This is a genomic window from Alloalcanivorax xenomutans, assembly GCF_900217905.1.
Lineage (GTDB): Bacteria > Pseudomonadota > Gammaproteobacteria > Pseudomonadales > Alcanivoracaceae > Alloalcanivorax > Alloalcanivorax xenomutans.
In genome coordinates this window covers 172,792-196,822 of record NZ_OBMO01000002.1, presented here as the reverse complement: position 1 = coordinate 196,822, position 24,031 = coordinate 172,792, and the positions used below count along the sequence as shown (strand labels likewise).

Below are 24,031 nucleotides of genomic sequence, written 5' to 3'. Positions count from 1 at the left end.
CGTGCGGGCTCTGAGCGGAGGCATTATGAGTGAATCCCTGGTCATCGAGGAACGGGACGGCGTCGCCTGGGTGACGCTCAATCGGCCCGAGCGGTTGAACGCCCTCAGCCGTGAACTAATTCGTTCTCTCAACCATTACTTCATCGAGCTGTACCAGCGCGATGAGATTCGCGTGGTGGTATTGCGCGGTGCCGGCCGCGCTTTTTGCGCCGGCCTGGATCTGAAGGAGCGACACGGCGCGCCCACCGAACGTCAGGTACAGGAGGCGCTCAACGGGCAGCGTGAAGTGCGCGACATCATGGTCAACATGCGCCGCTGTCCACAGCCGATCATTGCCCTGGTGCAGGGCAGCGCCAGTGGCGGCGGTTTCGCCTTGGCGCTGGCCAGTGACATCCGATTGATCACTCCGGATGCCCGTTTCAATGCCGCTTTCATTCGCATCGGCCTGGGCGGCTGCGATGTCGGCGTCAGCTATTTCCTGCCGCGCATGGTGGGCAGCTCGGTGGCCGCCGAATACCTGCTCACCGGCCGGTTCATGGACGCCGGGCGCGCTCACCAGTTGGGGCTTGCCAGTCGTGTGGACGAGTTGCCGGCACTTGAGGAAGAAGCCCGTTCGCTGATCGATGACATGCTCGCCACCACGCCGCTGGGCCTGCGTTTGACCAAGGACGCCCTGGGGCTGGCGGTGGATCTGCCCAGCCTGGAAGCGGTGGTGGCGCTGGAGGATCGCAATCAGATCCTGTGCGTGAAAGACGACAATTTCGCAGAAGGGGTGGCGGCATTTCTGGAAAAACGTCCGCCCCGGTATGCCTGATCCGGAGGAAATAACCGTGCAAGCCAGTGATTTGATGTTTCGCCCCGATTTGCTTAAGGGACACCGCATTCTGGTGACCGGCGGGGGGACCGGGCTGGGCAGGGAAATGGCCGAGGCCTTGCTGATTCTCGGTGCCCGCGTCTATATCTGCGGCCGCCGTGGCGCGGTCCTGGAAGAGACCGCGAAAGCCTTGATGGATGCCCATGGCGGCACCGTGGTGCCGGTGACCTGTGATATTCGTGACGCCGACGCCATCGAGGCCATGGTCGACACCATCTGGAAGGACGGCGGCGCCCTGACCGGATTGCTCAACAACGCCGCCGGCAACTTCATCAGCCGCACCGAGGACCTGTCCAGCCGCGGCTTCGATGCCATTTCCAGTATTGTGTTTCGCGGCAGTTTCCTGGTCACCCAGGCCTGCGGCAAGCGTTGGCTGGCGGAAGGCGTCAGTGCTTCGGTGGTGTCCATTGTCACCACCTGGGTATGGAACGGCTCACCGTTCGTGGTGCCTTCCGCCATGTCCAAGGCCGGCCTTCACGCCATGACGCAGTCGCTGGCGGTGGAATGGGGTAACCGGGGGTTGCGCTTCAACGCCATCGCGCCGGGCCTGTTCCCCACCGAGGGCATGAGCAAGCGGCTGGGACCGCTGGGCGGTGTGCAGGTGCGCGGGTGCCCCATGGGGCGCCCGGGCAAAATGCCGGAACTGGCCAACCTGGCGGCCTATTTGCTGGCGCCGGGTTCCGAATATGTGAACGGCCAGACCATCGCCATCGACGGCGGGCGTTATCAGGCGGACGGTGGTAACTTTGCCGAACTCGCGGCCTGGGGCGATGATGAATGGCAACAGGCCCGGGATGCCATTACTCGCCAGAACGAAAAGGACAAGCAGCAGCGTTCGTGAGCGCGGCTGTCTGGCCCGAGGAGAAACCATGAATGACGTGATCCGAGTGATCGAAACCGAGACGCCCGGGGTGGTGGAGGTGCGCCTCAACCGGCCGGACAAGCACAATGCGCTGAACAGCGAGCTGTTTGCCGCCCTGGCGGAAATGGCCGAGCGGCTTTCCGCCTGGCAGGGCCTGCGCGCCGTGGTGCTCAGCGGTGAGGGCAAGAGCTTTTGCGCCGGGCTGGACATGGAAAATTTCTCGCGCATGGCGCAAGGCAGCGGCGCCGGTGTCGGCGGCCGCAAAACCCTGGCCGAGCGCACCCACGGCGACAGCAATCTGGCCCAGTACGCCGCCATGGTCTGGCGCGACGTGCCGGTGCCGGTGATTGCCGCGGTACACGGTGTCGCCTTTGGCGGCGGCCTGCAAGTCGCCCTGGGCGCGGACCTGCGTCTGGCCCGTGCCGATTCCCGCTGGTCGGTGATGGAAATTCAGTGGGGGCTGGTGCCGGATATGGCCGGCATGGTGTTGATCAGCGAGCTGGTACGTCCGGATCGGGTGCGCGAACTGTGCTATTCCGGCCGTATTTTCGATGGTGAAGAGGCGGCGGACCTGGGACTGGTGACGCGGGTATGCGAGTCTCCTCGCGAGGAAGCCCTGGCCATGGCCCGGGACATCGCCGGCCGCAACCCCCATGCGGTGCGCGCCATGAAGCGCCTGCTCAATCAATCCGCCATGCCGCAGGAGCAGGCCGCCCGGGTGCTGCTGGCGGAATCGGTGGAACAGGATGCGATCATCGGCCAGCCCAACCAGGTCGAAGCGGTTTATGCCAGAATGGAGAAGCGCGCGCCGGTGTTCCGTGATCCGGAGCATTGAGCGTTCTTTTCATGACTGTCCCGTGAGGTGATACGGGTGGACCTATTGCAGGATCCGGAGGCGCCCCGGCGCCTTCTGCGTGAACTGTTCGACGCGGCGGTCCTCGCCGCGCAACCGGAACACTGTGTTCCGCCCTGGTTGCCGGAAGACGATGGCGGTCCGTTGCTGGTGCTCGGTGCCGGTAAAGCGGCGGCGGCCATGGCACGGGCGGTGGAAGCGCATTGGTCCGGCCCGCTGACCGGCCTGGTGGTGACCCGTTACGGCCATGGTCTGCCCACCCGCCATATCGAAGTGGTGGAAGCCGCGCATCCAGTGCCGGACGAGGCCGGAGAACGGGCCGCCCGGCGTATCCTGGAACTGGCCCGGGCGGCGGGGCCCGGAGACCGGGTGCTGTGCCTGATTTCCGGCGGCGGCTCGTCACTGCTGAGTCTGCCCGCCGAAGGGCTGTCCCTGGCCTGCAAGCAGGCGCTCACCAGTGAGCTGTTACGCTGCGGCGCCGCCATCGACGAGATCAACACGGTGCGCAAGCATCTGTCGGCGATCAAGGGGGGACGCCTGGCCGAGGCGCTGGCGCCCGCCGAGTCCCATACTCTGGTGATTTCCGATGTGCCTGGTGATGACCCCAGCGTCATCGCGTCCGGTCCCACCGTGCCGGACGCTTCCACTTCGGCTCAGGCGCTGGCGCTGCTGGAACGCTACGGTATCGAGATTCCCCGGGCGGTACGCCGTCATCTGGAGGATCCAGCGTCGGAAACGCCGAAACCCGGCGCGCCCTGTTTTCAGTCCACGCGCCTCAACTGCATCGCCACGCCGGCACTGAGCCTGCGCGCCGCTGCCCGGCGGGCGCGGGAGCGGGGAGTGGCGGCGGCGGTGCTGTCCGACCGAATTGAAGGCGAGGCCCGGGACCTTGGCGCCCTGCACGCGGAGTTGGCCCATCAGGCCCGGCGTGGCGGCGGATTTGGCGGTTTGCGATTGCCTCTGGTGCTGTTATCGGGCGGCGAAACCACGGTGACCGTGACCGGCAAGGGGCGGGGTGGTCGCAATGCGGAGTTTCTGCTCGGGGCGGCGCTGAATCTGGATGATGTGCCGGGTATTCATGCGCTGGCCTGTGACACCGATGGCATCGACGGTACCGAGGACAACGCCGGCGCGCTCTACTACCCGGGTTTGATGGCCGAGGCCCGGGCGCGCCAGTTGGATGGCCGGCGGGCGTTGGCCGATCATGATGCCTACGGCTTCTTCCAGGCGTTGAACGGCCTGGTGGTCACCGGCCCCACCCATACCAACGTGAATGATTTCCGCGCTTTCCTGATCCTGGGGTAGTCGGCATTCCTCTGCTGCCCCACCGTTGTGGGCACGCCCGCGCAAACGCCTATTCGCTGGCAAGCCAGCTTCCCACAGTGGCTCTATAGCCCTCTCTCTGTGGGAAGCTGGCTTGCCAGCGAATACAGCGGTGAGGGTCCAGCCTCCTGAATTTGCGGAACCCCCGTGGCTCTCCGCCCCCGATTCAGCGGCGGGGCTTCTAAACCACCCCGGCCTTGCGGGCAATGGCCACCGCTTCGGTGCGATTGCTGGCGTTGAGCTTGGCGTTGATGTTGCGTAAATGGGTGCGGATAGTGCTGTCTGAAACGAACAGCTTTTCCGCCATGGCACTGTTGGAGTGCCCTTCCGCGAGCAGCTTGAGGACGCGGATTTCCTTGCGCGTCAGCGGTTCGGGCAGCAGCAGTGCCTGGGCATCTTCCACTGGCGGATAAGCATTGAACACGGTGGGGCCGAATCCTTGCAGCAGTTGCTGCAGGTACTCGGCGAACAACGGCTCGCGGCGATCCTGTTTGCGTTCGAGCGTATCGGACTGCAGATGCACCACCAGCGCGCCCACTCGCGGGCCTTCGTCCAGGATCAGGCGGAAATAACCTTCACGGCAGGCTTCCTTGAGCACCTTCTCCATTTCTTCCAGGGCGCCGCGCAACTGTCCCTTGCGTTGCAGCGCCACTGCCAGGAACAGGCGCAGTTTACAGGCGCGACGATGGCGGGAATCGTGCACCGCTTCCGCGATCGCTTCGCGCAGCTTCTCCACCGCGCTGCCGGCGTCGCCGACCAGGCTCTCCCAGCGTAACCGGCCGATTTGCGCGGTTTCCAGATCGTTGGCGAGCAGCCGCAGTCCCTTTACCCGGTCCCATACTTGCGGATCGTCGGCCCGGTCCAGCTCAGCCAGTGAGGCCTCTTCGTCACCTTGCAGCAGCATCAGGTGGGCCCGTTCCAGGCGCGCCGTGGCGACCACCCGGGGCTGTTGGCGCCGGTGTCCGGTCAACTCCAGGGAGGCCAGAATCTGGAAGGCTTTATCCAGATCGCCTTCGTGGAAGGCGATGCGGGAGAGCATGACATCGCCAAGGATCATGTGATCCGGCAGGCCGATGTCGCGCACCAGTGGCACATAGACGTTAAGCAGCCGCGCCGCCTGCGGCAGATCATTGGACTCATAGACGGCACTGGCATGCAATACGCCGGCCCAGGCATTGCCGGTGGTGCCGCTGAAGGAAAAGGCGCCGCGCGCCCGGGTCATGCCCACCGCCAGACGGAAGCGGGCGGCGGCCTGGCGCTGGCGGCCTTCCTGCAAGTCGATGATGCCTTCCACCGACTCGGAATACATGGCATTGAAGGCGCTTTCGTAGACCCCCTGGACATCGCGGGCGCCGTCCAGCAACTGCCGTGCTTCCTGGTATTCGCCCATCACCGAATAGGCATTGGCCACGGTATTGACCAGCGCGGTGTCGGCGAAAGGGTCGCCGTTGGGCAGTTGCTTCAGGGCTTCGCGGCCGATCCGGTAGGCTTCCTCGAAGTCGTCCATGATCGCCAGGATCGATGGGCGCAGCGCCAGCACGTGAGGGCGGATTTGCGGATCGCGGGAGTTTTCCAGGCCGGTGCGCTGCAGCAGGTCCATGGCCTTGCGCGGGCTGGCGGTGAAACACAGAGCCCAGACATGAATCGCCTGCAGTAGCGGATAGCCTTCCAGACGCTCCGCCGGGATGGTCTCGAACCAGCGCGCCAACAGACGCATGCGCCCCTGGGCCAGCAGCTCCTCGCCGTGCACCGACAGTAACTCCAGAGCGCGGCGATAATCCTTGCCCTCCAGGGCATGGTCAATGGCCGGCACCGGGCGGTGCTGATCCTCGAACCAGTGCGAGGCGGCGCGGTGCAGATACGGGACTTCCTGGGGCAGGTGCTGCTCCAGTTGGGCGCGCAGGAAGTCGGCGAACAGGCTGTGATAACGGTACAACCGCTCCTGGCCTTCGATCGGCACCAGAAAAATGTTGGCCTCGTTGAGCAGATTGATCAGCGATTCGCTGTCGGTGTCCGGTAATAGGGCATTGCACAGCGGCACGCTCATGTAGCGCAGGATGCTGGTGCGCAGCAGGAAATTTCTCACCCGCGGCGGTTGCTGGGAGAGCACATCCTCGGCCAGATAATGGGCCACGGCCCGATTCTCGCCAGAGAAGCTGGCGATGAACTCCGCCGGCGCCGGGTGGTGCTCCAGCGCCAGGGAAGCGAGCCAGAGCGCCGCCACCCAGCCTTCGGTTTTGTCATGGATATGGCCGAGATCGTCCAGCGACAGCGACAGCTGGCGGCAGCCATTGAGAAACTGGTGGGTTTCCTCCTTGGAAAAGCGCATCAGCTCGGAGTCTATTTCCAGCAGCCGCCCACGCGCACGCAGCCGGCCCAGGCCCAGTTCCGGCATGCTGCGGGAGCCGATCACCAGGCGGCAGTTGTGCGGCAGGTGATCGATGATTTCACGCACCAGCCCCAGCACGGTGGGCTCATGGATCCGTTCGAAATCATCCAGGAACAGGGCGAAGGCGGCGTGTTCGGCGGCCAGACTGGTGACCAGTTCCAACGCAGTGTCGCCGGGCGACTTGCTGGAATGAAGGCCGCGTTCCGACTCCCGGGGCAGTTCCATCATCGAGGAGATGGCCGCCTCGACGCAGGAGAGGAAGCGTTGGATGTCGTTGTCGGCGTCGTCCAGGGTCAGCCAGGCTGTGGCCACGCCCTCGGACTCAAACCGTTCAAGGCATTGCGCCATCAGCGTGGATTTACCGAAGCCCGCTGGCGCCTGGAACAACACCAGCTTGGCGGCACTGGCCCCGACCACGGAGTCACGGATGCGGGTGCGGGTAACCTGTGAAGAATGCGACGTGGGCGGACTCAGCTTGCTGTTGAGCAGCGTCCTCGTGGAAAGCAGATAGCTCGACGTCTTCATGGATGCCTACCTCAGGGGTGAACCGAGCCGATGCAACCATCGGTTCTTGTTGTTATGGCCTTTTGGGCTGCCAGTACCAGGGCAAAATGCAGGCGCGAAGCGATGAGTAGAGAGTCGTGCGGCTCCCGAGCCGATCTTGCCGCTCTCTCGTACCTATTACCTTCTAGCTGGTTCTTGCCAATTCCCGCACCTACCAAAGAGTATCCTGAAAACTACAGCCGTGGGAGCTTATGTTCAAGCCAGTGCGGTTACTTGTAGGGAGGTGGCTGGGGGTTGTCAATGAACCCGGTCAAGTGGCGAGGTTTTGCCAACCGGAGCCGGCAGTTTTCGCCAGGGATCAGACGGGAAAGCCAGGGCCATATTTCTGTTTATTCCATAAATATCAAAGGCCTTGCACTGTTTCGTCCGTTTAGACGATATCCAGCATCGATGCACTCTCCTAGCCTTTCAAAAGTAGCGGCGTGGTCTTGCCGCGGCCTTGAGTAGAGAACGAGCGTACACCGTCAGAGCCTGAATACTTCCTGGAATTTCAGTGGTCATTGCGATGCAGTGTTCTCGGAGCCGCCTCAGCGCCGCTGCCATCCCTTTATAAGTTAATTGAAGGATTTCCTATGAAACTGGATTCTTCCGTGAGCGCAGTGATTACCGGTGGGGCTTCCGGCCTGGGTGCGGCCACCGCGCGGCGCCTGGCCGCCCACGGGGTGCGTGTGGCGCTGTTCGACGTCAATGAAGAGCAGGGTGAAGCCCTGGCGGCCGAGCTGGGCGGCGTGTTCTGCAAGGTGGACGTCACCGATGACGCGTCCGTGGATCAAGGCTTCGAAAAGGCCCGCGCCGCCATCGGCCAGGAGCGCATCCTGGTGAACTGCGCCGGCATCGGAGGCTCCGCCAAGACCGCTGGCCGGGACAAGAAGGACGGCACCACCAATCATTATCCGATCGACCAGTTCAATCGCATTGTCCAGATCAACCTGGTTGGCTCTTTCCGCTGCTCCGCCAAGGCGGCCAAGGGCATGCTGTCCCTGGATCCGCTGGAGCATGGTGAGCGAGGGGTAATGATCAACACCGCTTCGGTGGCTGCTCAGGATGGCCAGATCGGGCAAACCGCCTATTCCGCCTCGAAGGCCGCCCTGGTGGGCATGACGTTGCCGATGGCCCGTGATCTGATGGGCGAGGGCATCCGTGTCAACACCATCATGCCGGGTATCTTCGAAACCCCGTTGCTGGCCCGTTTGCCGGAAAATGTGAAACAGTCTCTGTCCGCCTCGGTACCGTTCCCGAAACGGCTGGGCAGTCCCGATGAATTCGCCCAGTTGGCGGAAACCATGATCGTCAATGGCTACTTCAACGGGGAAAGCGTGCGTCTGGACGGCGCCATCCGCATGGCGCCACGGTGATCCGGCAAGGGCGGGAAAATCGTCGCTTCGGACGGTGCTCCCGCCTGGTCACGCTTTGAGAATTCAATCAATCGGTGCCGTCCGTGTCGGGCGGCACGCCGCAGGAAGGATCAAAACATGAGTGAAGCCTATATCGTTGCCGCGGCCCGCACCGCGGGTGGCCGTCGCGGCGGCCGTCTCTCCGGCTGGCACCCCGCCGATCTGGCCGGCCAGGTACTCAATGCCCTGCTGGATCGCGCCGACGCGGACCCGGCTCTGATCGAGGACGTGATCATGGGCTGCGTCGGCCAGGCCGGTGAACAATCCAATAACGTGGCCCGCAACGCGGTACTGGCCTCGCGTCTGCCGGAATCGGTGCCGGCCACCTCGGTGGACCGTCAGTGCGGGTCTTCTCAGCAGGCGCTGCATTTCGCTGCCCAGGCGGTGATGTCCGGCACCCAGGACATCGTTATCGCCGCCGGCGTGGAATCCATGAGCCGGGTCCCCATGGGATCTCCGTCTTCTCTGGCGCGTCAGCAGGGGTTGGGGCACTACTTCAGCCCGGCGATGAAGGAACGCTACCCGGATATTCCGGATTTCAGCCAGTTCATGGGCGCCGAGATGATGGCCGAGAAGTACGACCTGGCCAAGGACGAGTTGGATCGCTTTGCCCTGCTCAGCCATGAGCGTGCCAAGCGCGCCACCGAAGCCGGTGACTTCAAGGACGAAATCGTGCCGCTGCCGGTTCGCAGTGTCGATGGCGCCGGTGACGGCGAAACCCACGACGTGGATGAAGGCATTCGTTTCGACGCTACCCTGGAAGGCATTCAGAACGTCAAGTTGCTGAAAGAAGGCGGGCGTATCACCGCCGCCACCGCCAGCCAGATCTGTGATGGCGCGTCCGGCGTCATGGTGGTCAACGAACGTGGTCTGAAAGCCCTGGGACTGGAGCCCATGGCTCGCATCCACCATTTGACCGTGATCGGCCACGATCCGGTGATCATGCTGGAAGCGCCGATTCCGGCCACCGAGCGGGCACTGAAGAAAGCGGGCATGAGCATCGATGACATCGACCTTTTTGAAGTCAACGAAGCTTTCGCGCCGGTACCTCTGGCCTGGCTGAAAACGCTGGGCGCCGACGCCGACCGTCTGAACGTGAACGGCGGCGCCATTTCCCTGGGGCACCCGCTTGGCGGCTCCGGCACCAAGCTGATGACCACGCTGTTGCATGCTCTGAAAAAGCGCAACAAACGCTATGGTCTGCAGACCATGTGTGAAGGTGGCGGTCTGGCCAACGTGACCATCGTCGAGCGCCTCTGATCCCGGGCGCCCCGATCACCTCGCGGGCCGGGGCATACCGGCTTGCGGGGTCCGTTCGGTGGACGAACGGCATAACGAATAACAAAAGGAGGTATCCATGCAGGGTCTGATGCAAGACAAGCCGCTGTTGATTTCCTCGCTTATCGAGCACGCGGCCACTTTCCATCCTGAACAGGAAATTGTCTCGCGCAGCATTGAGGGGCCTATTCATCGTACCAATTACCGGGAAATCGCCCATCGCGCCAAACAGGTCGCCAACGTCCTGAATGAGCTGGGTGTCGAATTCGGTGATCGGATCGGTACCCTGGCATGGAACACCTGGCGGCACATGGAACTTTATTTCGGGGTTTCCGGGTCCGGTGCGGTGCTGCATACGGTGAACCCCCGTCTGTTCCCTGAGCAAGTGGAGTACATTCTCAACCATGCCGAGGACAAGGTGCTGTTTTTTGATATCAGCTTCGCGCCGCTGGTGGAGAAACTGGTTCCACAACTGAACAGTATCGAGCATTTCGTGGCGCTCACCGATCGCGCCCACATGCCCGAGGTCGATATTCCCGGTCTGCTTTGTTACGAAGACCTGGTGGAAGCCGCCAGTGCCGAATATGTCTGGCCGGAATTCGATGAACGCACCGCGTCGAGTCTGTGCTACACCTCCGGCACCACCGGTAACCCGAAAGGGGTGCTGTACTCCCATCGTTCCACCGTATTGCACTCGCTGATGGCGATGGCGCCGGACGCCTTCAATGTCAGCGCCCGTTCGACCCTGCTGCTGGTGGTGCCGATGTTTCACGCCAACGCCTGGGGCATGCCCTATGTGGCGGCCATGGTTGGTGCGAAAATGGTTCTCCCCGGTGAACATCTGGACGGTGAGCATCTCTATCCGCTGATGCGTGACGAGCGAGTGACGTTCTCCCAGGCGGTACCCACGGTGTGGCTTATGTTTTTCCAGTATCTGGATGCCCATCCGGAACTGGATCTGGATAAGGAACTGTGTATCGACACCATCGGTATCGGCGGCAGTGCTCCGCCCCGGGCCATGGTACGGCGGCTTGAGACCCAGCTGGGCGCCCAGGTGATTCAGGGCTGGGGTATGACCGAGACCAGTCCGCTGGGTGTGGTCAACCGGCCTCTGCCGAAACACGATGACCTGGACCGCGATGGCCTGGATGAACTGAAGGTGAAGCAGGGGCGCGGCATCTGGGGCGTGCATATCAAGATCGTCAACGATGAAGGCGAGCCGCAACCCTGGGATGGCGTGCATTCCGGCCATCTCTATATACGAGGCCCCTGGATCGCCAGCGGCTACTTCCGGGCCGAAGGCGGTGGCGTGCTCGATGACGAGGGCTATTTCCCTACCGGTGACATCGCCACCATGGACCCGGATGGCTATTTGCAACTGGTGGACCGGGCCAAGGACGTGATCAAGTCCGGGGGGGAGTGGATTTCCTCCATGGATCTGGAAAACGCCGCCTTTTCCCATCCCGGCGTGGCGGAGGCCGCGGTGATCGCCATTCCCCATGAAAAATGGCAAGAGCGCCCGCTAATGGTGGTGGTGAAGCGCGAGGGCGCGCGGGTTGATGAAGACGAGATCATGGCGCACCTGGCCGAGCGGGTGGTGAAGTGGTGGCTGCCGGACGACATCGTGTTCGTGGACGAACTGCCGCATACCGCCACTGGGAAGCTGCTGAAGACCAAACTGCGTGAGCAATTCGCCGGTTATCGCCCTCGACGCGAAGCGGAGAGGTCCTGATTTATTTACCTTGAATTCCGCGTCTGTATTGCAGGCCAACCGTCCCATCGGCGTCTCTCAGGAGACCGGGCGCGGAGTTCCTTTTTAATCTCTTCCCTTTGTTTTCCCCTGGCGCTTGCTCCCGCTCTTCCTCCGGCTCTTTGTTCCGGGAAGGGAGACTTCGTCGGAACCGACGATGATACCCGCACAAACCGCCTCTTACACTCGAAGCGCCGATGGATGAAGCGTTGCCATTTATTCCCTCCAAACCCGAAATGGCAATGAATCAATTGGCTTTACTTAAATAGATCACTGTTTCAGAGCCCTCTGGTTCGTCATGGAAAAGACTTAAAACAAAAACGCCGTGTCCGTTGATAACGGCGCGGTAACGCACGGGAGTCGCAATATGGCCTGGATAACAACAACAGCAAAAATCGACCTGCTTTTCCGCTAAGGAGCTTTACTTATGTATGCATTGGGTCGTTGGCTATCCAAAATCACCAATCTCATGACCGTCATCGGTGGCCTTGCCATCGCGTTGATGATGCTTCATGTCACCTTCGATGTTATTGGCCGCTATGTTTTTGGTACCCCGATACCGGGAACCATCACCATCGTCTCGCACTACTACATGATCGTCGCCGCCTTCGTGCCCCTGGCCTATGCCGAGCAGAAGAACGCTCACATTACCGTGGAAGTAGTGACTGAACGGTTGCCCCAGATCGTTCAGAAACATCTGGAAGGGTGGGCGCTGGCGTTTTCCGGCGTGGTGTTCTCTTTCCTGACGGTGCGGACCTGGGGCGAAGCCTTGTCCAAACACGCGATTAACGCCTCCGTGGTGCAAGGGGACGCCAGTATCGCCGTCTGGCAAACCTACTTTGTCCTGCCGGTGGGCATCGGCCTGATGACCCTGGTTCTTTTTTATAAGTTCATTGTTTATTTATTCGGTTTGAAATCCGGTTTGGATGACGAACGCGCGCAGCCGGATGAGATGCCGATTGCCTCGAGCCATCATTCGGACGCGAACTAGGAGACCGGCGATGAGTGACGTACAAATTGGTTTGACCGGTCTGGCTCTGCTATTGGTCTTGATCGGGTTGCGCGTGCCAATAGGCATGGCGTTGATCGGCGTATCCTTTGGCGGTTTGTGGTATCTGATGGGCTGGGGCGTGGCGTGGGGCTCTCTGGGCCTGATTCCCTATCAATTCGCCGCCAACTGGGTGCTCAGCTCCGTTCCCATGTTCCTGCTGCTGGGGTTCATCTGCTTTCATGCTCAGTTAACCCAAGGGCTGTTTCGTGCGGCGCGGCTATGGCTGGCGTCCATTCCCGGCGGTCTGGCGGTGGCGTCAATCTTTGGCTCCGCCGGCTTTGCGGCGGTATCCGGTTCTTCCGTGGCGTGCTCCGCGGCCATGGGACGCATCGCGGTGCCGGAGATGATTCGCCATAAATATCATCCGGAGCTGGCCACCGGCACGGTGGCGGTGGCCGGTACCATCGGTGCGCTGATCCCGCCATCCATCATCATGATCCTGTACGGCATCATTGCCCAAGTCCCGATTACCGGCTTGTTTCTGGGCGGTATCAGTGCCGGCATCCTGACCACGGTGGGGTACATCCTGGTGGTGATGATAAGAGTGAAGCTGAATCCGTCTCTGGCCCCGGACGTCAAGGAAGAGGTTTCCAGACGGGAAAAGGTCGCGGCGCTCAAGGAAACCTGGCCGGTTCTCCTGATCATGATCGGTATTTTCGGCGGTCTGTTCGGTGGTATCTTCACACCCACCGAGGCGGGCGCCGTCGGTGCGTTCCTGGCCTGCATCGTTGCCTGGATGCGCAAGGCTCTGACCTGGGAGCGATTCCGCAACGCTATTCTGGAAACCCTGCTGACCACCGGTGCCCTGATGGTGATCGCTGTCGGCGCCAGCCTGCTGACGCGTTTCCTTGCCTTGTCGGGCGCCGGCGACTATCTGTCGTCCTTGGTTATTGGCGGCGGTGCCAGCACCTTCATGGTGCTGTTAATGATCGTGGTGATTTATCTGCTGCTGGGTATGTTCCTTGAACCGATCGGCGCCATGCTGCTGACCTTGCCCATCGTGCTGCCGATCATCGGCGCCGCCGATCTGAGTCTGCTGTGGTTTGGCGTGGTGCTCACCAAGCTGCTGGAGATTGGCATGATCACCCCACCGATTGGCATGAACGTGTTCGTGATAAAAGGAGTGGTGGGTAATCTGGCCTCCACCACCTCTATCTTCAAAGGCATTTTCTGGTTCCTGGTCATGGACCTGTTCGTGCTGATCTTCCTGATGACCGTGCCGGACTTTATTTTGTTTCTGCCTCGTATGATGGGGTAGGCCTGCGCGCAGGCGCGCCTGCCCCGGCGCGCCGCCGTTCATTGAAAACGGATAACAACAGGGAAGAACCCGATGACAAAACAATATGATCTTTCCAACTCTGTTCAGGTGGCCATTCGCAATACCATTGGCGATGCTCTGCGCCGCTCCGCCGGCCGCCAACCCACCGCGCCGGCCCTGCAATTCGAGGATCGTCTCTGGTCCTACCAGGAGCTGGATCTGGCCGCCAATCGGGTCGCTAACGGCTTGCTGGCATTGGGATTGCAAAAAGGGGACCGTGTCGCCGCCTACGGCAAGAACTCCGACGCCTATGTCCTGCTCTGGCTGGCTTGTGCCCGTGCCGGTTTGATCCATGTGCCGGTGAACTACGGGTTGGTTCAGCGTGAGCTGGCCTACATCTGTAACCAGTCCGGTGCCCGTGCCCTGTTTTGCGACCAAAGCCTGGCGGCCAATGTGGAGGCGGTGCGCGGAGAACTCGGCGTTGAATTGCACGGCTCCCTGCGCCTTGGTGAAGCGGGTGGAGAGACCGATATTCTGGCCCTGGCCCAGGGCGGCGGCAGCGCGGAGGCGCCGGACGTATTGCTCGACGATGACGATGTGGCGCAGATCCTTTACACCTCCGGTACCACCTCCGATCCCAAGGGAGCCATGCATACCCATCGGTCTCTCATGGCGGAATACCAATCCTGCCTGTTACATCTGGATATCAGTGGCAAGGACCGCAGCCTGGCGGCACTGCCTCTGTATCACTCGGCGCAGATGCATGTGTTCTTGATGCCGGGCCTGCTGTGCGGAGCGTTCAACTATCTCATTGATGCGCCGGTGGCGGAGCAGGTTCTGGCACTAATCGAAGAGCAGAAGATTACCTCGTTCTTCTCTCCGCCAACGGTGTGGATCGGTCTGTTGCGTCACGCGGATTTCGATCGCCGGGATCTGAGCACCTTGGAAAACCTGTACTACGGCGCGTCCATTATGCCGGAGCCGATCGTCCATGAATTGGCTGAGCGGCTGCCCCAAGGGCGCTTGTTCAACTGCTATGGTCAAAGCGAAATCGCGCCAATGGCGACGGTTCTGGGCCCCCATGAGCATGCCGACCGGCCCAGCTCCTGCGGCCGTCCCCTGACCTCGGTGGAGACCCGGGTGGTCAAGCCCGGCACCCTGGAGGACTGCAAACCGGGAGAACAAGGCGAGATCGTGCATCGTTCTCCCCATTTGATGGTGGCCTATTGGGACAAGCCCGAGGAGACCGCGGAAGCCTTCAAGGGCGGCTGGTTCCATTCCGGCGATCTGGCTTACCAGGACGAGCAGGGCTATCTGTATATCGTCGATCGTATCAAGGACGTGGTGAATACCGGCGGCGTGCTGGTGGCCAGCCGCGATGTTGAGGAAGCCTTGTACGGTCACGAATCAGTGGCGGAAGTGGCTGTTATTGGCGTGCCCCACGAAAAATGGATCGAATCGATTGTCGCCGTGGTGGTGGTGAAGGAAGGCAAAAGCGCCGATGCCGCCGCTCTGATTGATCATGCTCGTCAGCATCTGGCGCCGTTCAAGGTGCCCAAGGCGGTTCATTTCGTCGAGGCTTTGCCGAAAAACACCGCGGGGAAACTACTCAAACGCACGCTTCGTGAGCAGTACGCGAGCTGAAGTGGAGGGGCCATGTATCTGACACAGCCGTTACACAAGGCTTTGCGCGAGTGCCCCGGGCGGGAGGCCCTGGTCTTCGCCGATCGCCGTTCAACGTACCGGGATCTGGTGCGCCAGGTAGCGACGCTGGCGTCGGTATTGAAAGGGCTGGGGCTGAAAGAAGGGGAACGGGCCGGCATCCTGGCTCTGAACTCGGACCGTTACGTGACATTCGTGTTCGGCGTGCTTTGGGCAGGCGGCGTCTTCAACACCGTCAATATTCGCTGGAGCCCGGTTGAAATCGCCTATTCACTGGATGATTGCGATACCCGGGTTCTGTTCGTCGATGATGAGTTCGTACCCTTGATCGAGGAAGTACGGGCTCTGTCAAAATCGCTTGAAACCGTCGTGTACATCGGCGAGAAGGCCTGCCCCGAGGGCATGTTGAATCTTGCTGAATTAATGGCTGGAGCGGAGCCGGTGGACGATGCCGGACGCAGCGGCGACCAATTGGCGTGCATTCTTTATACCGGCGGCACCACCGGGGCGCCTAAAGGGGTGATGCTCAGTCACGCCAATCTGTACACCTGCTCCATCGGCGCGGTGATGCCCGCTTGCCGTGGTGATGGTGTGGTGGGATTACATTCGGCCCCCTTCTTCCATGTGGCCGGAGTGGGGCTGATCCTGCAGTTGACACTGCGGCTGGGCACCCACGTGATCGTGCCCCGGTTCGAAGAGGTGGCGGTCATGAGCGCCATTCAGCGGGAACGAGTGGTGGAAACCTTCCTGGTGCCGACCATGATGCGCGCCGTGCTAGCGCACCCGCGCTTTCCGAAATTCGATCTCTCTTCGCTGCGCTGCATGATGTATGGCGCGTCACCCATCGACAGCACGCTGTTGAAGAAGGCCATGACCGCCTGGCCGGAGGCGTCCTTCCTGCAGCTCTACGGTATGACCGAACTCTCACCGGTGGTCTGCATTCTCCCGGATTATTGCCATAGCGACGCCGCTTACGCCGATAAGTTAATGGCGGCCGGGTTGCCGGCGCATATGGCGGAGGTGCGCGTGGTCGACAGTGAGGATAACGAGGTGCCACGCGGCCAGGTGGGCGAGATTGTCGCCCGTGGCCCGATGGTGATGCGGGGCTACTGGAATAAGCCGGAGCAGACCGAGGAGGCATTACGCCGAGGATGGATGCATACCGGCGATGCCGGCTACATGGATGACGCCGGCTACGTTTTCCTGGTGGACCGGATCAAGGACATGGTGGTGACCGGCGGTGAGAACGTTTATTCGGTGGAAGTGGAAGACGCCTTGCTACGCATGCCCGCCATTGCCCAATGCGCGGTGATCGGGGTGCCGGATGAAAAGTGGGGTGAACGGGTTCACGCGGTCATTGTTCTGGCCGCGGGAGCGGAGGCCGCCGAAGCGGATATCGTTGCTCACTGCAAGACATTGATCGCCAACTACAAGTGCCCCCGCAGCTTCGAGTTCGTGGATGAGATGCCGCTGTCCGGCGCCGGCAAGATTCTGAAATACAAACTCAAGGAGGCTCATTGGAGTGGTCAGGGGCGTCGTATCGGCTGACCCCAAGGACGTCCGCCATGGGCAGCGCAACACAAACAATCGGCGGAGGGCGGCTCCAGACCCGCCGCCATAGGGAGAGCAACATCATGGCACCACGCGCTTTGCTGCAACGTATTGTTATTGCCACGGTCTTCATGGTCGGCGTACTTGGCGGTACATCGGCGTTCGCCCGTACCATCAGCTATGCCACCGGCTATCCGCCCAACTCCATCGGCTCCGACTCGGCACTGGCCTATGCCGACGCACTTAAAGAGCTTTCTGGCGGTGATCTCAGCGTCAAGGTCTTTCCGATGTCCTTGCTGAGTTTCAGTGAAGCCTCACCCGGTATCCGCGATGGTATGGCGGACTCTGGATTCGTGTTGTTTTCCTATTTTCCCTCGGAATTTCCCAACACCAATCTGATCGCGGAACTGACCATGTTGCTGGAGCTGGACGATGTGGCCCCGAGCCATGCCGGTCTGGCCTATGTCGGTGCCATGTCGGAGTATCTGTTCCACCATTGCCCGGAATGTGTCGAGGAATTCGCCGCGCAAAACCAGGTGTTCACTGGCGCATCCGCCAGCGCGCCCTACATGATGTTATGCAACAAGGAAGTGACCAGTCTCGCCGATATCAAAGGCAAGCGGTTACGTAGTGCCGGCCCTCAATGGGCGCGTTGGGCACAAGCGGTGGGAGGAACACCGGTGACCATCTCCGTCAGCGATGCCTATGAAGCGCTCAATCAGGGCGTTCTGGATTGCTCCATCAGCTCCAGCGTGGACCTGGATATCTTTCGCCTTTCCGAAGTGGTCAGTGATGTCACCGCCGGCGTTCCTGGCGGCGTCTTTGGCGGCACCGGTGTCAACAACTTCAATCGGAAAGTCTGGCAGGGTTTGAGTGAAGCGCAACGCGAGCAGGTGCTTCGTGCTTCAGCCACTTTCGGAGCGATCATCAGTTGGGACTACCAGGTGGGGGCCGCCAGGGAACTCGAGGCCGCGCCAAAGCAAGAGATCAAAGTGCATGAACCGGCCGGGGACCTGCAACAAGCATCGCACCGCTTCATCGTCGAGGACATGAAGACCATCGCCCGCAATTATCAGTCCCGTTCGGGAGTTGATAACGCCGAGCAAAGCATCAAGGCGTTCCAGCCGATCCTGTCGAAATGGGTCAAGCTGGTAAAAGAGGTCAGCAGCCCGGAAGAACTGGCGGAGATCTACTGGCGGGAGACCTATTCCAAAGTGGACGTGAGCGAATACGGCTTGTGAGAACCTGCTTAAACAGGCTCCAAGCCGCATCGGCCTGGTCTGTTGGCCTGGCCGCCATGACCGGAGCTGGCCTGCTTCGGATTTGAAAATGCTAGGAGAATAATAATGACGATACAGCCACGACGCGCTGCCATCGCCGCGCTGACCCTGTGCGCGGGAGCCATCACCTTCGGTGTCGCCGAAGCCCGAACCCTGACCTACGCCATGGGCTATCCGCCCAAATCGATTGGCGCCAACGCTGGTGAAGCCTACGCCAAGCGGCTTGAGGAATTGTCCGGCGGTGACCTCAAGGCACGGGTGTTTCCCATGTCTCTGCTCAGCTTTAAGGAAACGTCCGCGGGCGTACGTGATGGTATGGCGGATTCGGGGTTCCTGCTGATTTCCTATTTCCCTTCTGAATTTCCCTATACCAATCTGATTACCGAACTGACCATGGTGGATGAGCTGCAGGGCGTTCCCGACAGCCACGTGGGGCCTGCTTACGTGGGCGCCATGTCCGAGTATGTCTTCCACCATTGTGATGGCTGTCAAAAGGAAATGGCGGACCAGAATCAGGTCTTCAATGGCAGCATGTCGACGCCGCCCTATGCCTTGCTGTGCACCAAGCCGATCGCCACCGAGGAACAGCTGAAAGGTGCGCGCCTGCGCAGCGCCGGCGCCTTGTGGGCCCGTTGGGCGGAGACCATGAATGCCACGCCCGTGACGCTGTCCATCAGCGACGCTTACGAAGGGCTCAGCCAGGGAGTGATCGATTGCACCATGAGTTCCACCGTGGAGCTGGATATCTTCAACCTGCGTGAGGTGGTCAAGGATGTGACCGTGGGCGTGCCCGGCGGCATGTACGCGGCGGTGGGTGTGAACAACGTCAATAAATCCGTTTGGAAATCGCTCAGTGAAGAGGAGCGTTCCCAGGTCCTGAAAGCGTCCACGGTTATTTCCGCCAAGGGCAGTTGGGATTACCAGCTCGGCGCGGCAAAGGAAGTGCGGGACGCGAGTGACAACGGCATTACCGTGCACCAGCCGAGCGAGGCACTGGTGGCGGCCACCCGTGCCTTCGTGCGTAAGGACGTCGATACCATCGTCAAGAATTACGTGGAACGCCATAACATCGACAACGCTCAGGAAATGGTCGATGAGTTCCGGCCGCTGCTGGCCAAATGGGTCAAGCTGGTGGACGGCGTGGACAACGCCGAGGCGTTGGCCGATCTGTATTGGCGGGAAACGTTCTCCAAGGTGGACGTCAGCACCTACGGTCTTTGATCAAGCCGGGGCGCGCCCGCGGGTGGCGCCCCTTGCCGGAGTAAACCATGGAAACCAAGTCAGTGGATCTTCAGGCTTTTCGTCAGGAGGTCCGTGCCTTCATAGAACAAGAGGCGGATGAATCGATTCGGGAAGCCGGCCGCAAGATGACCAGTTTTTTTCCGCCGTTCGAACAGTGCATGCGCTGGCACCGCAAACTGCACGCGCGCGGCTGGTCCGCGGCGTCCTGGCCAGAGCAGTACGGCGGGCCGGGATGGAGCCGCGAACAAAAGCGCATCTTCGAGGAGGAGTGCCGGATTGCCGGTGTGCCGCGATTGCTGCCTCAAGGTCTGGGCATGGTTGGCCCGGCGATCATGAAGTTCGGCACCGACGAACAGAAACGCCGTTTTCTGCCAGGCATCGCCTCCGGTGAGGATTTCTGGGCCCAGGGGTATTCCGAACCCAATGCCGGCTCCGATCTGGCCTCGCTCGCCTGTCGAGCCGAGCGCCGCGATGACCACTACGTTATCAACGGCAGCAAGACCTGGACCACCTACGCCCACCATGCCAACCGCATGTTTCTGTTGGTGCGCACCAGCAACGAAGGAAAGCCACAACAAGGCATCAGCTTCTTTCTGATTGATCGTCTCGATCGTCCGGGCCTGGAAATCCGGCCGATCATTGGTCTGGACGGCTTTCCTGAACAGTGCGATGTGTTCTTCGACAACGTCGAGGTGCCGCTGGATTGCTGTCTGGGAGAGGAGAATCAGGGCTGGACGGTGGCCAAATATCTGCTCGAGCACGAACGTGGCGGCAGCGCGTCTTTTGCCGCCACGTTCGGTATGGAGCTGAACCGGATCCGGGAGCGGGCCGCCGAACTCGGCGACGGCTTTGGCGGTATTATGCGTGACGACCCGGTGTTTCAGCAGCGCTTCACTCGCCTTTATCTGGAAGTCGCTGCTCTTGACGCCACCGAGAGCCGCTTCGCCGCGATGGAAAAGGGCTCGCCTGAGTCGGGGCCGATGAGTTCGATGATCAAGATCACCGCCATGGAAACACTGCAACGCATTACCGAACTGGCGGTGGAAGTGGAAGGAAGCCCGACACTGACTTTGCAACTGGCGGCGCTGACCGTCGGCGCCGGGGTCGCGCCTGAAGGGCCGGAGCAGGCGCTCACCGTGATGCCCAAATATCTTAACAACCGGGCCGCCACTATCTTTGGCGGCAGTAACGAAATTCAACGCAACATCATTGCCAAGATGTTGTTGGGCTGAGGGACGCGACATGGCTTTTCTTAACGACGAAACCCGCGTCATGCTGGAAGACAGCGTTGATAAATTTCTCGGTGCCCATTACGACTTTCACCAGCGCCGCGCCTGGGTGGAGCAGGAACCGGGGTACAACCGGGAGCACTGGCAACAGTTCGCCGAACTGGGCTGGCTCGGTCTGCCTTTCGCCGAGCGCCATGGCGGCCTCGGCGGGGATATCTCCGATACGCTGGGACTGATGCGGCGCTTCGGCAGCGCACTGGTGGTGGAGCCCTACATGAGTGTGGTGGGGCTGGGCGGTCAGGCCATTGCCCTGGCGGACAACCAGGACGCCGCCGACAGCCTGTTGCCCGAACTGGTCGCCGGCAACGCCATGCCGGTGCTGGCCTGGGAGGAAAGCATCAGCCGTGGCAATCCCGAGCATCTCGCCACCAGCGCCCGCCGTATTGACGGTGGCTGGCGTCTGGAAGGCGAAAAGGTAGCGGTGGTCGGCGGTGACCTGGCATCCCATTTCGTGGTGTCGGCGCAGGCCTTCGAGGACGATGCCGGGCCGGTGGTGGAATTGTTTCTGGTCCATGCGGATGAGCTTCAGGTGACCGGTTTCCCGACCATGGATGGTCATCGCGGCGCCCGTTTGACCCTGGCCGCCGTGGACGTCGATGACTCCCGGCGTTTGACCCGGAATGGGCGTGGCGCTGAAGTGCTGCGCCAGGTGCTGGAGCAGGGGATCATGATGATGGCGGCGGAGGCGGTGGGGGCGATGCAGACGCTGTTGCGCCGTACCCTGGACTATACCCGCACGCGCCGGCAGTTCGGTGTCCCGATCGCCTCTTTCCAGGTGCTGCAGCACCGCATGGTCGATATGTACATCGCCATGAAGAATCTGGAGCATCTTCTGGAGGCCACCGCGAGCCGTTGGGACCAGTCGCCGTCGCATGCTCGGGACAGCGCACTGCTGAAAGCGCAGTTGTGCCAGTCCGGCCGTTATGTGGGGCAGCAGGCGGTGCAGTTGCACGGTGGGATCGGCATGACCGACGAGCTGGATGTTGGCCACTATTTCAAGCGGCTGACCGCCCTCGGGTTGCTGTTTGGTGACGAAAGCTATCACCTCAAGCGGGCTTGGGCGGCGTTGTAGGGTGCGGTTACAAGTCCTCGTCACGGACTGCCTGACGAACCAGATTCCAGATCTGTTCGCTCAGGGCCTGCTCCGTGGGGCCCTGGATCGGCATTGAATCGAATTCAAGTCAATGCTGAAAGAGCCATCACAACAACAAAAGGGAGGAGCTCATGCCACGCAAGATCGCCAATTTGAGCGTGCTGGACAGTGATCTGGCCGCTCGCCACAAGGCCTTGCGGCCATCCGCCGAGCGTAGCTCGCCGGAGATCGATCGGGACTTCGACACCCTGATGCGTGATGGCTACGTCATCATCGAGGGCGTGCTGGATCGGGACACGCTGAGCGATATTCGCTCGCGGATAACCCCGTTATTGGACAAGACCGGCAGGAATACCTTCGAGGGGGCCCGGACACAACGGGTCTACGACGTTTTCTCCAAGACCCGGGTTCTGGATCATCTGGCGGATCACCCTCGTATCCTGGGATTGATGGACAAACTGTTCCTGCCCAATTACCTCATCAGTCAGGCCCAGATCATCAACATCCTGCCCGGGGAGGCGCCGCAGCTTCTGCATGCGGATGATAGTTTCTACAAAGTGCCGCGACCACGGCCGCCGTTGGGCGCGGCGACAATCTGGGCGATCGATGACTTCACCGAGGATAATGGCGCCACCGTGGTGATCCCGGGCAGCCATGCCTGGGGGCAGGACCGCAGGGGGCGGTGGGAAGAAGCGATCCCCGCGGTCATGCCGGCTGGCTCGGTGCTGTTTTTCCTGGGGACCACCTGGCACGGTGGTGGAGAAAACCGTTCCGACAAGCCCCGTCTGGCGGTGACCTGCCAGTATTGCGAGGCCTATTTGCGGCAACAGGAGAACTTTCTGCTGGAGCTGTCCAGGGAAGTGGTGCGTGAATTGTCACCGGAGCTTCGGTCGCTGATCGGCTATTCCATCATGCCGCCGTTCATGGGCATGGTGGATGGCAAGCACCCGCTACGGTTGCTGGAGGAGGGTTGATGCGCTCCGTTGTTCCCTGAGGCATGAATTGCCGCCCAGGTAGCTGCTACGAAGCCGCTGTGGGAAGCTGCCTTGGCAGCGAATGGCCCGAGAGGATTGATACGCTCCGTTGGAGCGTCCCCTTCGGGCGCCCGTTGGGCGTCCACTCGACGGTGAGGCCGTTGAGTGTCGAACGGAGCTTCGAATCAAGGCCCTCGAGCAGACCCGATAAAACACAAAAGCCCGCGCAGGGCGGGCTTTTGTGTTTTATATGGCCCGCCCGAGAGGATTCGAACCTCTGACCTCTGCCTCCGGAGGGCAGCGCTCTATCCAGCTGAGCTACGGGCGGAAAACGATTTTCACGGCACTTTTGATGGCACCCCGGGGGCGCGGACGCGCATGATAGCGGTTCAGCGTCGACGAGTCCACGATTGGGAATGAACGGCAAGGCGCGTATAATCATCCGGCTTGTGGACGGAGCCATGATTCCGTCCCTTCAGGGTGCCGCGTCAGGGGGTGATGCGGACATCGGCTATACCCGGGGGGAGAGGCGTGAAAAGCACGTTTTTCCTGGGTTTCAGCGAGGCTCGACGGGTCGGCATTTTACAATCTTTTCCCGCGATACCGGAGTGGATTCGGTAACCTCTTGCGACATTAGGATGGAGAAAAAACGGTGCGTATCGCCTACCTAGAAGACGACCAGGCCCAGGCCGAGCTGGTGACACACTGGCTGCGCGAAGCAGGCCACACGTGTATGCACCTGTCCAGCGGTCGCGAGTTCATGAGCTTGCTGCGACGGGACACCTTCGACCTCCTGGTACTCGATTGGGAAGTGCCTGATATGAGTGGTTACGCCGTTCTCGAGGAAGTGCGTGCCAGTGGCAATCGCACGCCTGTCCTGTTCGCCACTCAACGCGATGACGAGTCTTCCATCGTGGGCGCGCTGACCCAGGGAGCCGACGACTATATGGTTAAGCCAGTTAAACAAGCGGAGCTGCTGGCCCGACTCACTGCCCTGGGGCGGCGAGCGGGTGTTGCCGACATGGACGATCAAGGAACCCTCAACGTTGGACCCTGGACCATCGACCGGGCCCGGCGACAGATCTTTCTCGACGACGAAGCCGTCAAACTCACCGACAAGGACTACGAACTGGCGTGTTACCTGTTCCAGAACGTAGGCAAACTGATGTCCCGGGCACACCTGTTGGAAAAGGTGTGGGGCATCATGACGCCGATTGAGTCCCGTACGGTGGACGTTCATATCAGCCGCATCCGCCGCAGCCTGCAAATCCGTCCCGAACGTGGCTATCGCATCAAGACGGTGTATCAGCACGGTTACCGGCTGGAACCAATGGAAGAATAAAC

General features: G+C 61.2%; 18 protein-coding genes and 1 tRNA gene. 17 read left to right on the top strand and 2 right to left on the bottom strand.

Annotated elements, in window-relative coordinates:
* The first annotated feature begins 25 nt into the window (after positions 1 to 25).
* Genes CRO06_RS02505 through CRO06_RS02490 form a run of 4 tightly spaced genes read left to right on the top strand, consistent with a single transcriptional unit; the run spans position 26 to position 3,894 of the window.
* Entirely contained in the window at positions 26 to 814 is a 789-nt protein-coding gene (locus CRO06_RS02505) for an enoyl-CoA hydratase/isomerase family protein (RefSeq protein WP_022994747.1), read from the top strand.
* Positions 815 to 830: 16 nt separating this feature from the next.
* Positions 831 to 1,715 (top strand): SDR family oxidoreductase, encoded by an 885-nt coding sequence (locus CRO06_RS02500; RefSeq protein WP_097057704.1) that lies wholly within the window; start codon positions 831 to 833, stop codon positions 1,713 to 1,715.
* A gap of 28 nt (positions 1,716 to 1,743) precedes the next feature.
* Positions 1,744 to 2,571: a crotonase/enoyl-CoA hydratase family protein gene (locus tag CRO06_RS02495; RefSeq protein WP_022994749.1), complete on the top strand. Its 828-nt coding sequence runs from the start codon at positions 1,744 to 1,746 to the stop codon at positions 2,569 to 2,571.
* 36 nt (positions 2,572 to 2,607) lie between these two features.
* The gene (locus CRO06_RS02490; RefSeq protein WP_342352118.1) at positions 2,608 to 3,894 is read left to right on the top strand and encodes a glycerate kinase type-2 family protein; all 1,287 of its coding nucleotides are present in this window, start codon (positions 2,608 to 2,610) and stop codon (positions 3,892 to 3,894) included.
* Between the two features lie 199 nt (positions 3,895 to 4,093).
* Here the strand turns inward: CRO06_RS02490 and CRO06_RS02485 are convergent, their stop codons facing one another.
* Positions 4,094 to 6,826, bottom strand: a complete 2,733-nt coding sequence (locus CRO06_RS02485) for a winged helix-turn-helix domain-containing protein (RefSeq protein ID WP_035450468.1) — start codon at positions 6,824 to 6,826, stop codon at positions 4,094 to 4,096.
* 611 nt (positions 6,827 to 7,437) lie between these two features.
* Here CRO06_RS02485 and CRO06_RS02480 point away from each other — a divergent pair.
* The 12 genes from CRO06_RS02480 (at position 7,438) to CRO06_RS02425 (ending at position 22,687) form a co-directional block, all read left to right on the top strand.
* Positions 7,438 to 8,220 (top strand): SDR family NAD(P)-dependent oxidoreductase, encoded by a 783-nt coding sequence (locus CRO06_RS02480; protein WP_022994752.1) that lies wholly within the window; start codon positions 7,438 to 7,440, stop codon positions 8,218 to 8,220.
* 117 nt (positions 8,221 to 8,337) lie between these two features.
* A complete protein-coding gene (locus CRO06_RS02475) occupies positions 8,338 to 9,519 on the top strand; it encodes an acetyl-CoA C-acetyltransferase (RefSeq protein WP_022994753.1) in 1,182 nt (393 codons plus the stop codon).
* Between the two features lie 97 nt (positions 9,520 to 9,616).
* On the top strand, positions 9,617 to 11,269 hold the full coding sequence (locus CRO06_RS02470) for a long-chain-fatty-acid--CoA ligase (RefSeq protein WP_097057667.1): 1,653 nt from the start codon (positions 9,617 to 9,619) through the stop codon (positions 11,267 to 11,269).
* Between the two features lie 445 nt (positions 11,270 to 11,714).
* Positions 11,715 to 12,278: a TRAP transporter small permease gene (locus tag CRO06_RS02465; RefSeq protein WP_022994755.1), complete on the top strand. Its 564-nt coding sequence runs from the start codon at positions 11,715 to 11,717 to the stop codon at positions 12,276 to 12,278.
* Between the two features lie 10 nt (positions 12,279 to 12,288).
* On the top strand, positions 12,289 to 13,596 hold the full coding sequence (locus tag CRO06_RS02460; protein WP_022994756.1) for a TRAP transporter large permease: 1,308 nt from the start codon (positions 12,289 to 12,291) through the stop codon (positions 13,594 to 13,596).
* A gap of 72 nt (positions 13,597 to 13,668) precedes the next feature.
* Entirely contained in the window at positions 13,669 to 15,240 is a 1,572-nt protein-coding gene (locus CRO06_RS02455; protein ID WP_022994757.1) for a fatty acyl-CoA synthetase, read from the top strand.
* 12 nt (positions 15,241 to 15,252) lie between these two features.
* A complete protein-coding gene (locus tag CRO06_RS02450; RefSeq protein ID WP_097057666.1) occupies positions 15,253 to 16,806 on the top strand; it encodes a long-chain-fatty-acid--CoA ligase in 1,554 nt (517 codons plus the stop codon).
* Positions 16,807 to 16,892: 86 nt separating this feature from the next.
* Positions 16,893 to 18,050 carry a C4-dicarboxylate TRAP transporter substrate-binding protein gene (locus tag CRO06_RS02445; RefSeq protein WP_097057665.1) on the top strand — a complete coding sequence of 386 codons (1,158 nt, stop codon included), beginning with the start codon at positions 16,893 to 16,895 and terminating at the stop codon, positions 18,048 to 18,050.
* A 105-nt stretch (positions 18,051 to 18,155) separates the two neighbouring features.
* On the top strand, positions 18,156 to 19,310 hold the full coding sequence (locus CRO06_RS02440) for a C4-dicarboxylate TRAP transporter substrate-binding protein (RefSeq protein WP_051414095.1): 1,155 nt from the start codon (positions 18,156 to 18,158) through the stop codon (positions 19,308 to 19,310).
* Positions 19,311 to 19,357: 47 nt separating this feature from the next.
* Entirely contained in the window at positions 19,358 to 20,563 is a 1,206-nt protein-coding gene (locus CRO06_RS02435) for an acyl-CoA dehydrogenase family protein (RefSeq protein WP_082439283.1), read from the top strand.
* Positions 20,564 to 20,573: 10 nt separating this feature from the next.
* Entirely contained in the window at positions 20,574 to 21,692 is a 1,119-nt protein-coding gene (locus CRO06_RS02430) for an acyl-CoA dehydrogenase family protein (RefSeq protein WP_097057664.1), read from the top strand.
* 152 nt (positions 21,693 to 21,844) lie between these two features.
* Positions 21,845 to 22,687 (top strand): phytanoyl-CoA dioxygenase family protein, encoded by an 843-nt coding sequence (locus CRO06_RS02425; RefSeq protein WP_097057663.1) that lies wholly within the window; start codon positions 21,845 to 21,847, stop codon positions 22,685 to 22,687.
* A gap of 251 nt (positions 22,688 to 22,938) precedes the next feature.
* On the opposite strand, the gene CRO06_RS02420 is transcribed toward CRO06_RS02425, so the two are convergent.
* Positions 22,939 to 23,015 (bottom strand) — tRNA-Arg (locus CRO06_RS02420).
* A gap of 324 nt (positions 23,016 to 23,339) precedes the next feature.
* Here CRO06_RS02420 and CRO06_RS02415 point away from each other — a divergent pair.
* Positions 23,340 to 24,029 carry a response regulator transcription factor gene (locus CRO06_RS02415; protein WP_014996509.1) on the top strand — a complete coding sequence of 230 codons (690 nt, stop codon included), beginning with the start codon at positions 23,340 to 23,342 and terminating at the stop codon, positions 24,027 to 24,029.
* Positions 24,030 to 24,031: the final 2 nt, after the last annotated feature.

Excerpts from the sequence above, each read along its gene's own strand:
- CRO06_RS02445 (WP_097057665.1), top strand. The coding sequence starts at position 16,893 with ATGGCACCACGCGCTTTGCTGCAACGTATTGTTATTGCCACGGTCTTC.
- CRO06_RS02470 (WP_097057667.1), top strand. The coding sequence starts at position 9,617 with ATGCAGGGTCTGATGCAAGACAAGCCGCTGTTGATTTCCTCGCTTATC.
- CRO06_RS02495 (WP_022994749.1), top strand. The coding sequence starts at position 1,744 with ATGAATGACGTGATCCGAGTGATCGAAACCGAGACGCCCGGGGTGGTG.
- CRO06_RS02440 (WP_051414095.1), top strand. The coding sequence starts at position 18,156 with ATGACGATACAGCCACGACGCGCTGCCATCGCCGCGCTGACCCTGTGC.
- CRO06_RS02480 (WP_022994752.1), top strand. The coding sequence starts at position 7,438 with ATGAAACTGGATTCTTCCGTGAGCGCAGTGATTACCGGTGGGGCTTCC.
- CRO06_RS02425 (WP_097057663.1), top strand. The coding sequence starts at position 21,845 with ATGCCACGCAAGATCGCCAATTTGAGCGTGCTGGACAGTGATCTGGCC.
- CRO06_RS02430 (WP_097057664.1), top strand. The coding sequence starts at position 20,574 with ATGGCTTTTCTTAACGACGAAACCCGCGTCATGCTGGAAGACAGCGTT.
- CRO06_RS02475 (WP_022994753.1), top strand. The coding sequence starts at position 8,338 with ATGAGTGAAGCCTATATCGTTGCCGCGGCCCGCACCGCGGGTGGCCGT.
- CRO06_RS02505 (WP_022994747.1), top strand. The coding sequence starts at position 26 with ATGAGTGAATCCCTGGTCATCGAGGAACGGGACGGCGTCGCCTGGGTG.
- CRO06_RS02435 (WP_082439283.1), top strand. The coding sequence starts at position 19,358 with ATGGAAACCAAGTCAGTGGATCTTCAGGCTTTTCGTCAGGAGGTCCGT.
- CRO06_RS02485 (WP_035450468.1), bottom strand. The coding sequence starts at position 6,826 with ATGAAGACGTCGAGCTATCTGCTTTCCACGAGGACGCTGCTCAACAGC.
- CRO06_RS02455 (WP_022994757.1), top strand. The coding sequence starts at position 13,669 with ATGACAAAACAATATGATCTTTCCAACTCTGTTCAGGTGGCCATTCGC.
- CRO06_RS02450 (WP_097057666.1), top strand. The coding sequence starts at position 15,253 with ATGTATCTGACACAGCCGTTACACAAGGCTTTGCGCGAGTGCCCCGGG.
- CRO06_RS02465 (WP_022994755.1), top strand. The coding sequence starts at position 11,715 with ATGTATGCATTGGGTCGTTGGCTATCCAAAATCACCAATCTCATGACC.
- CRO06_RS02460 (WP_022994756.1), top strand. The coding sequence starts at position 12,289 with ATGAGTGACGTACAAATTGGTTTGACCGGTCTGGCTCTGCTATTGGTC.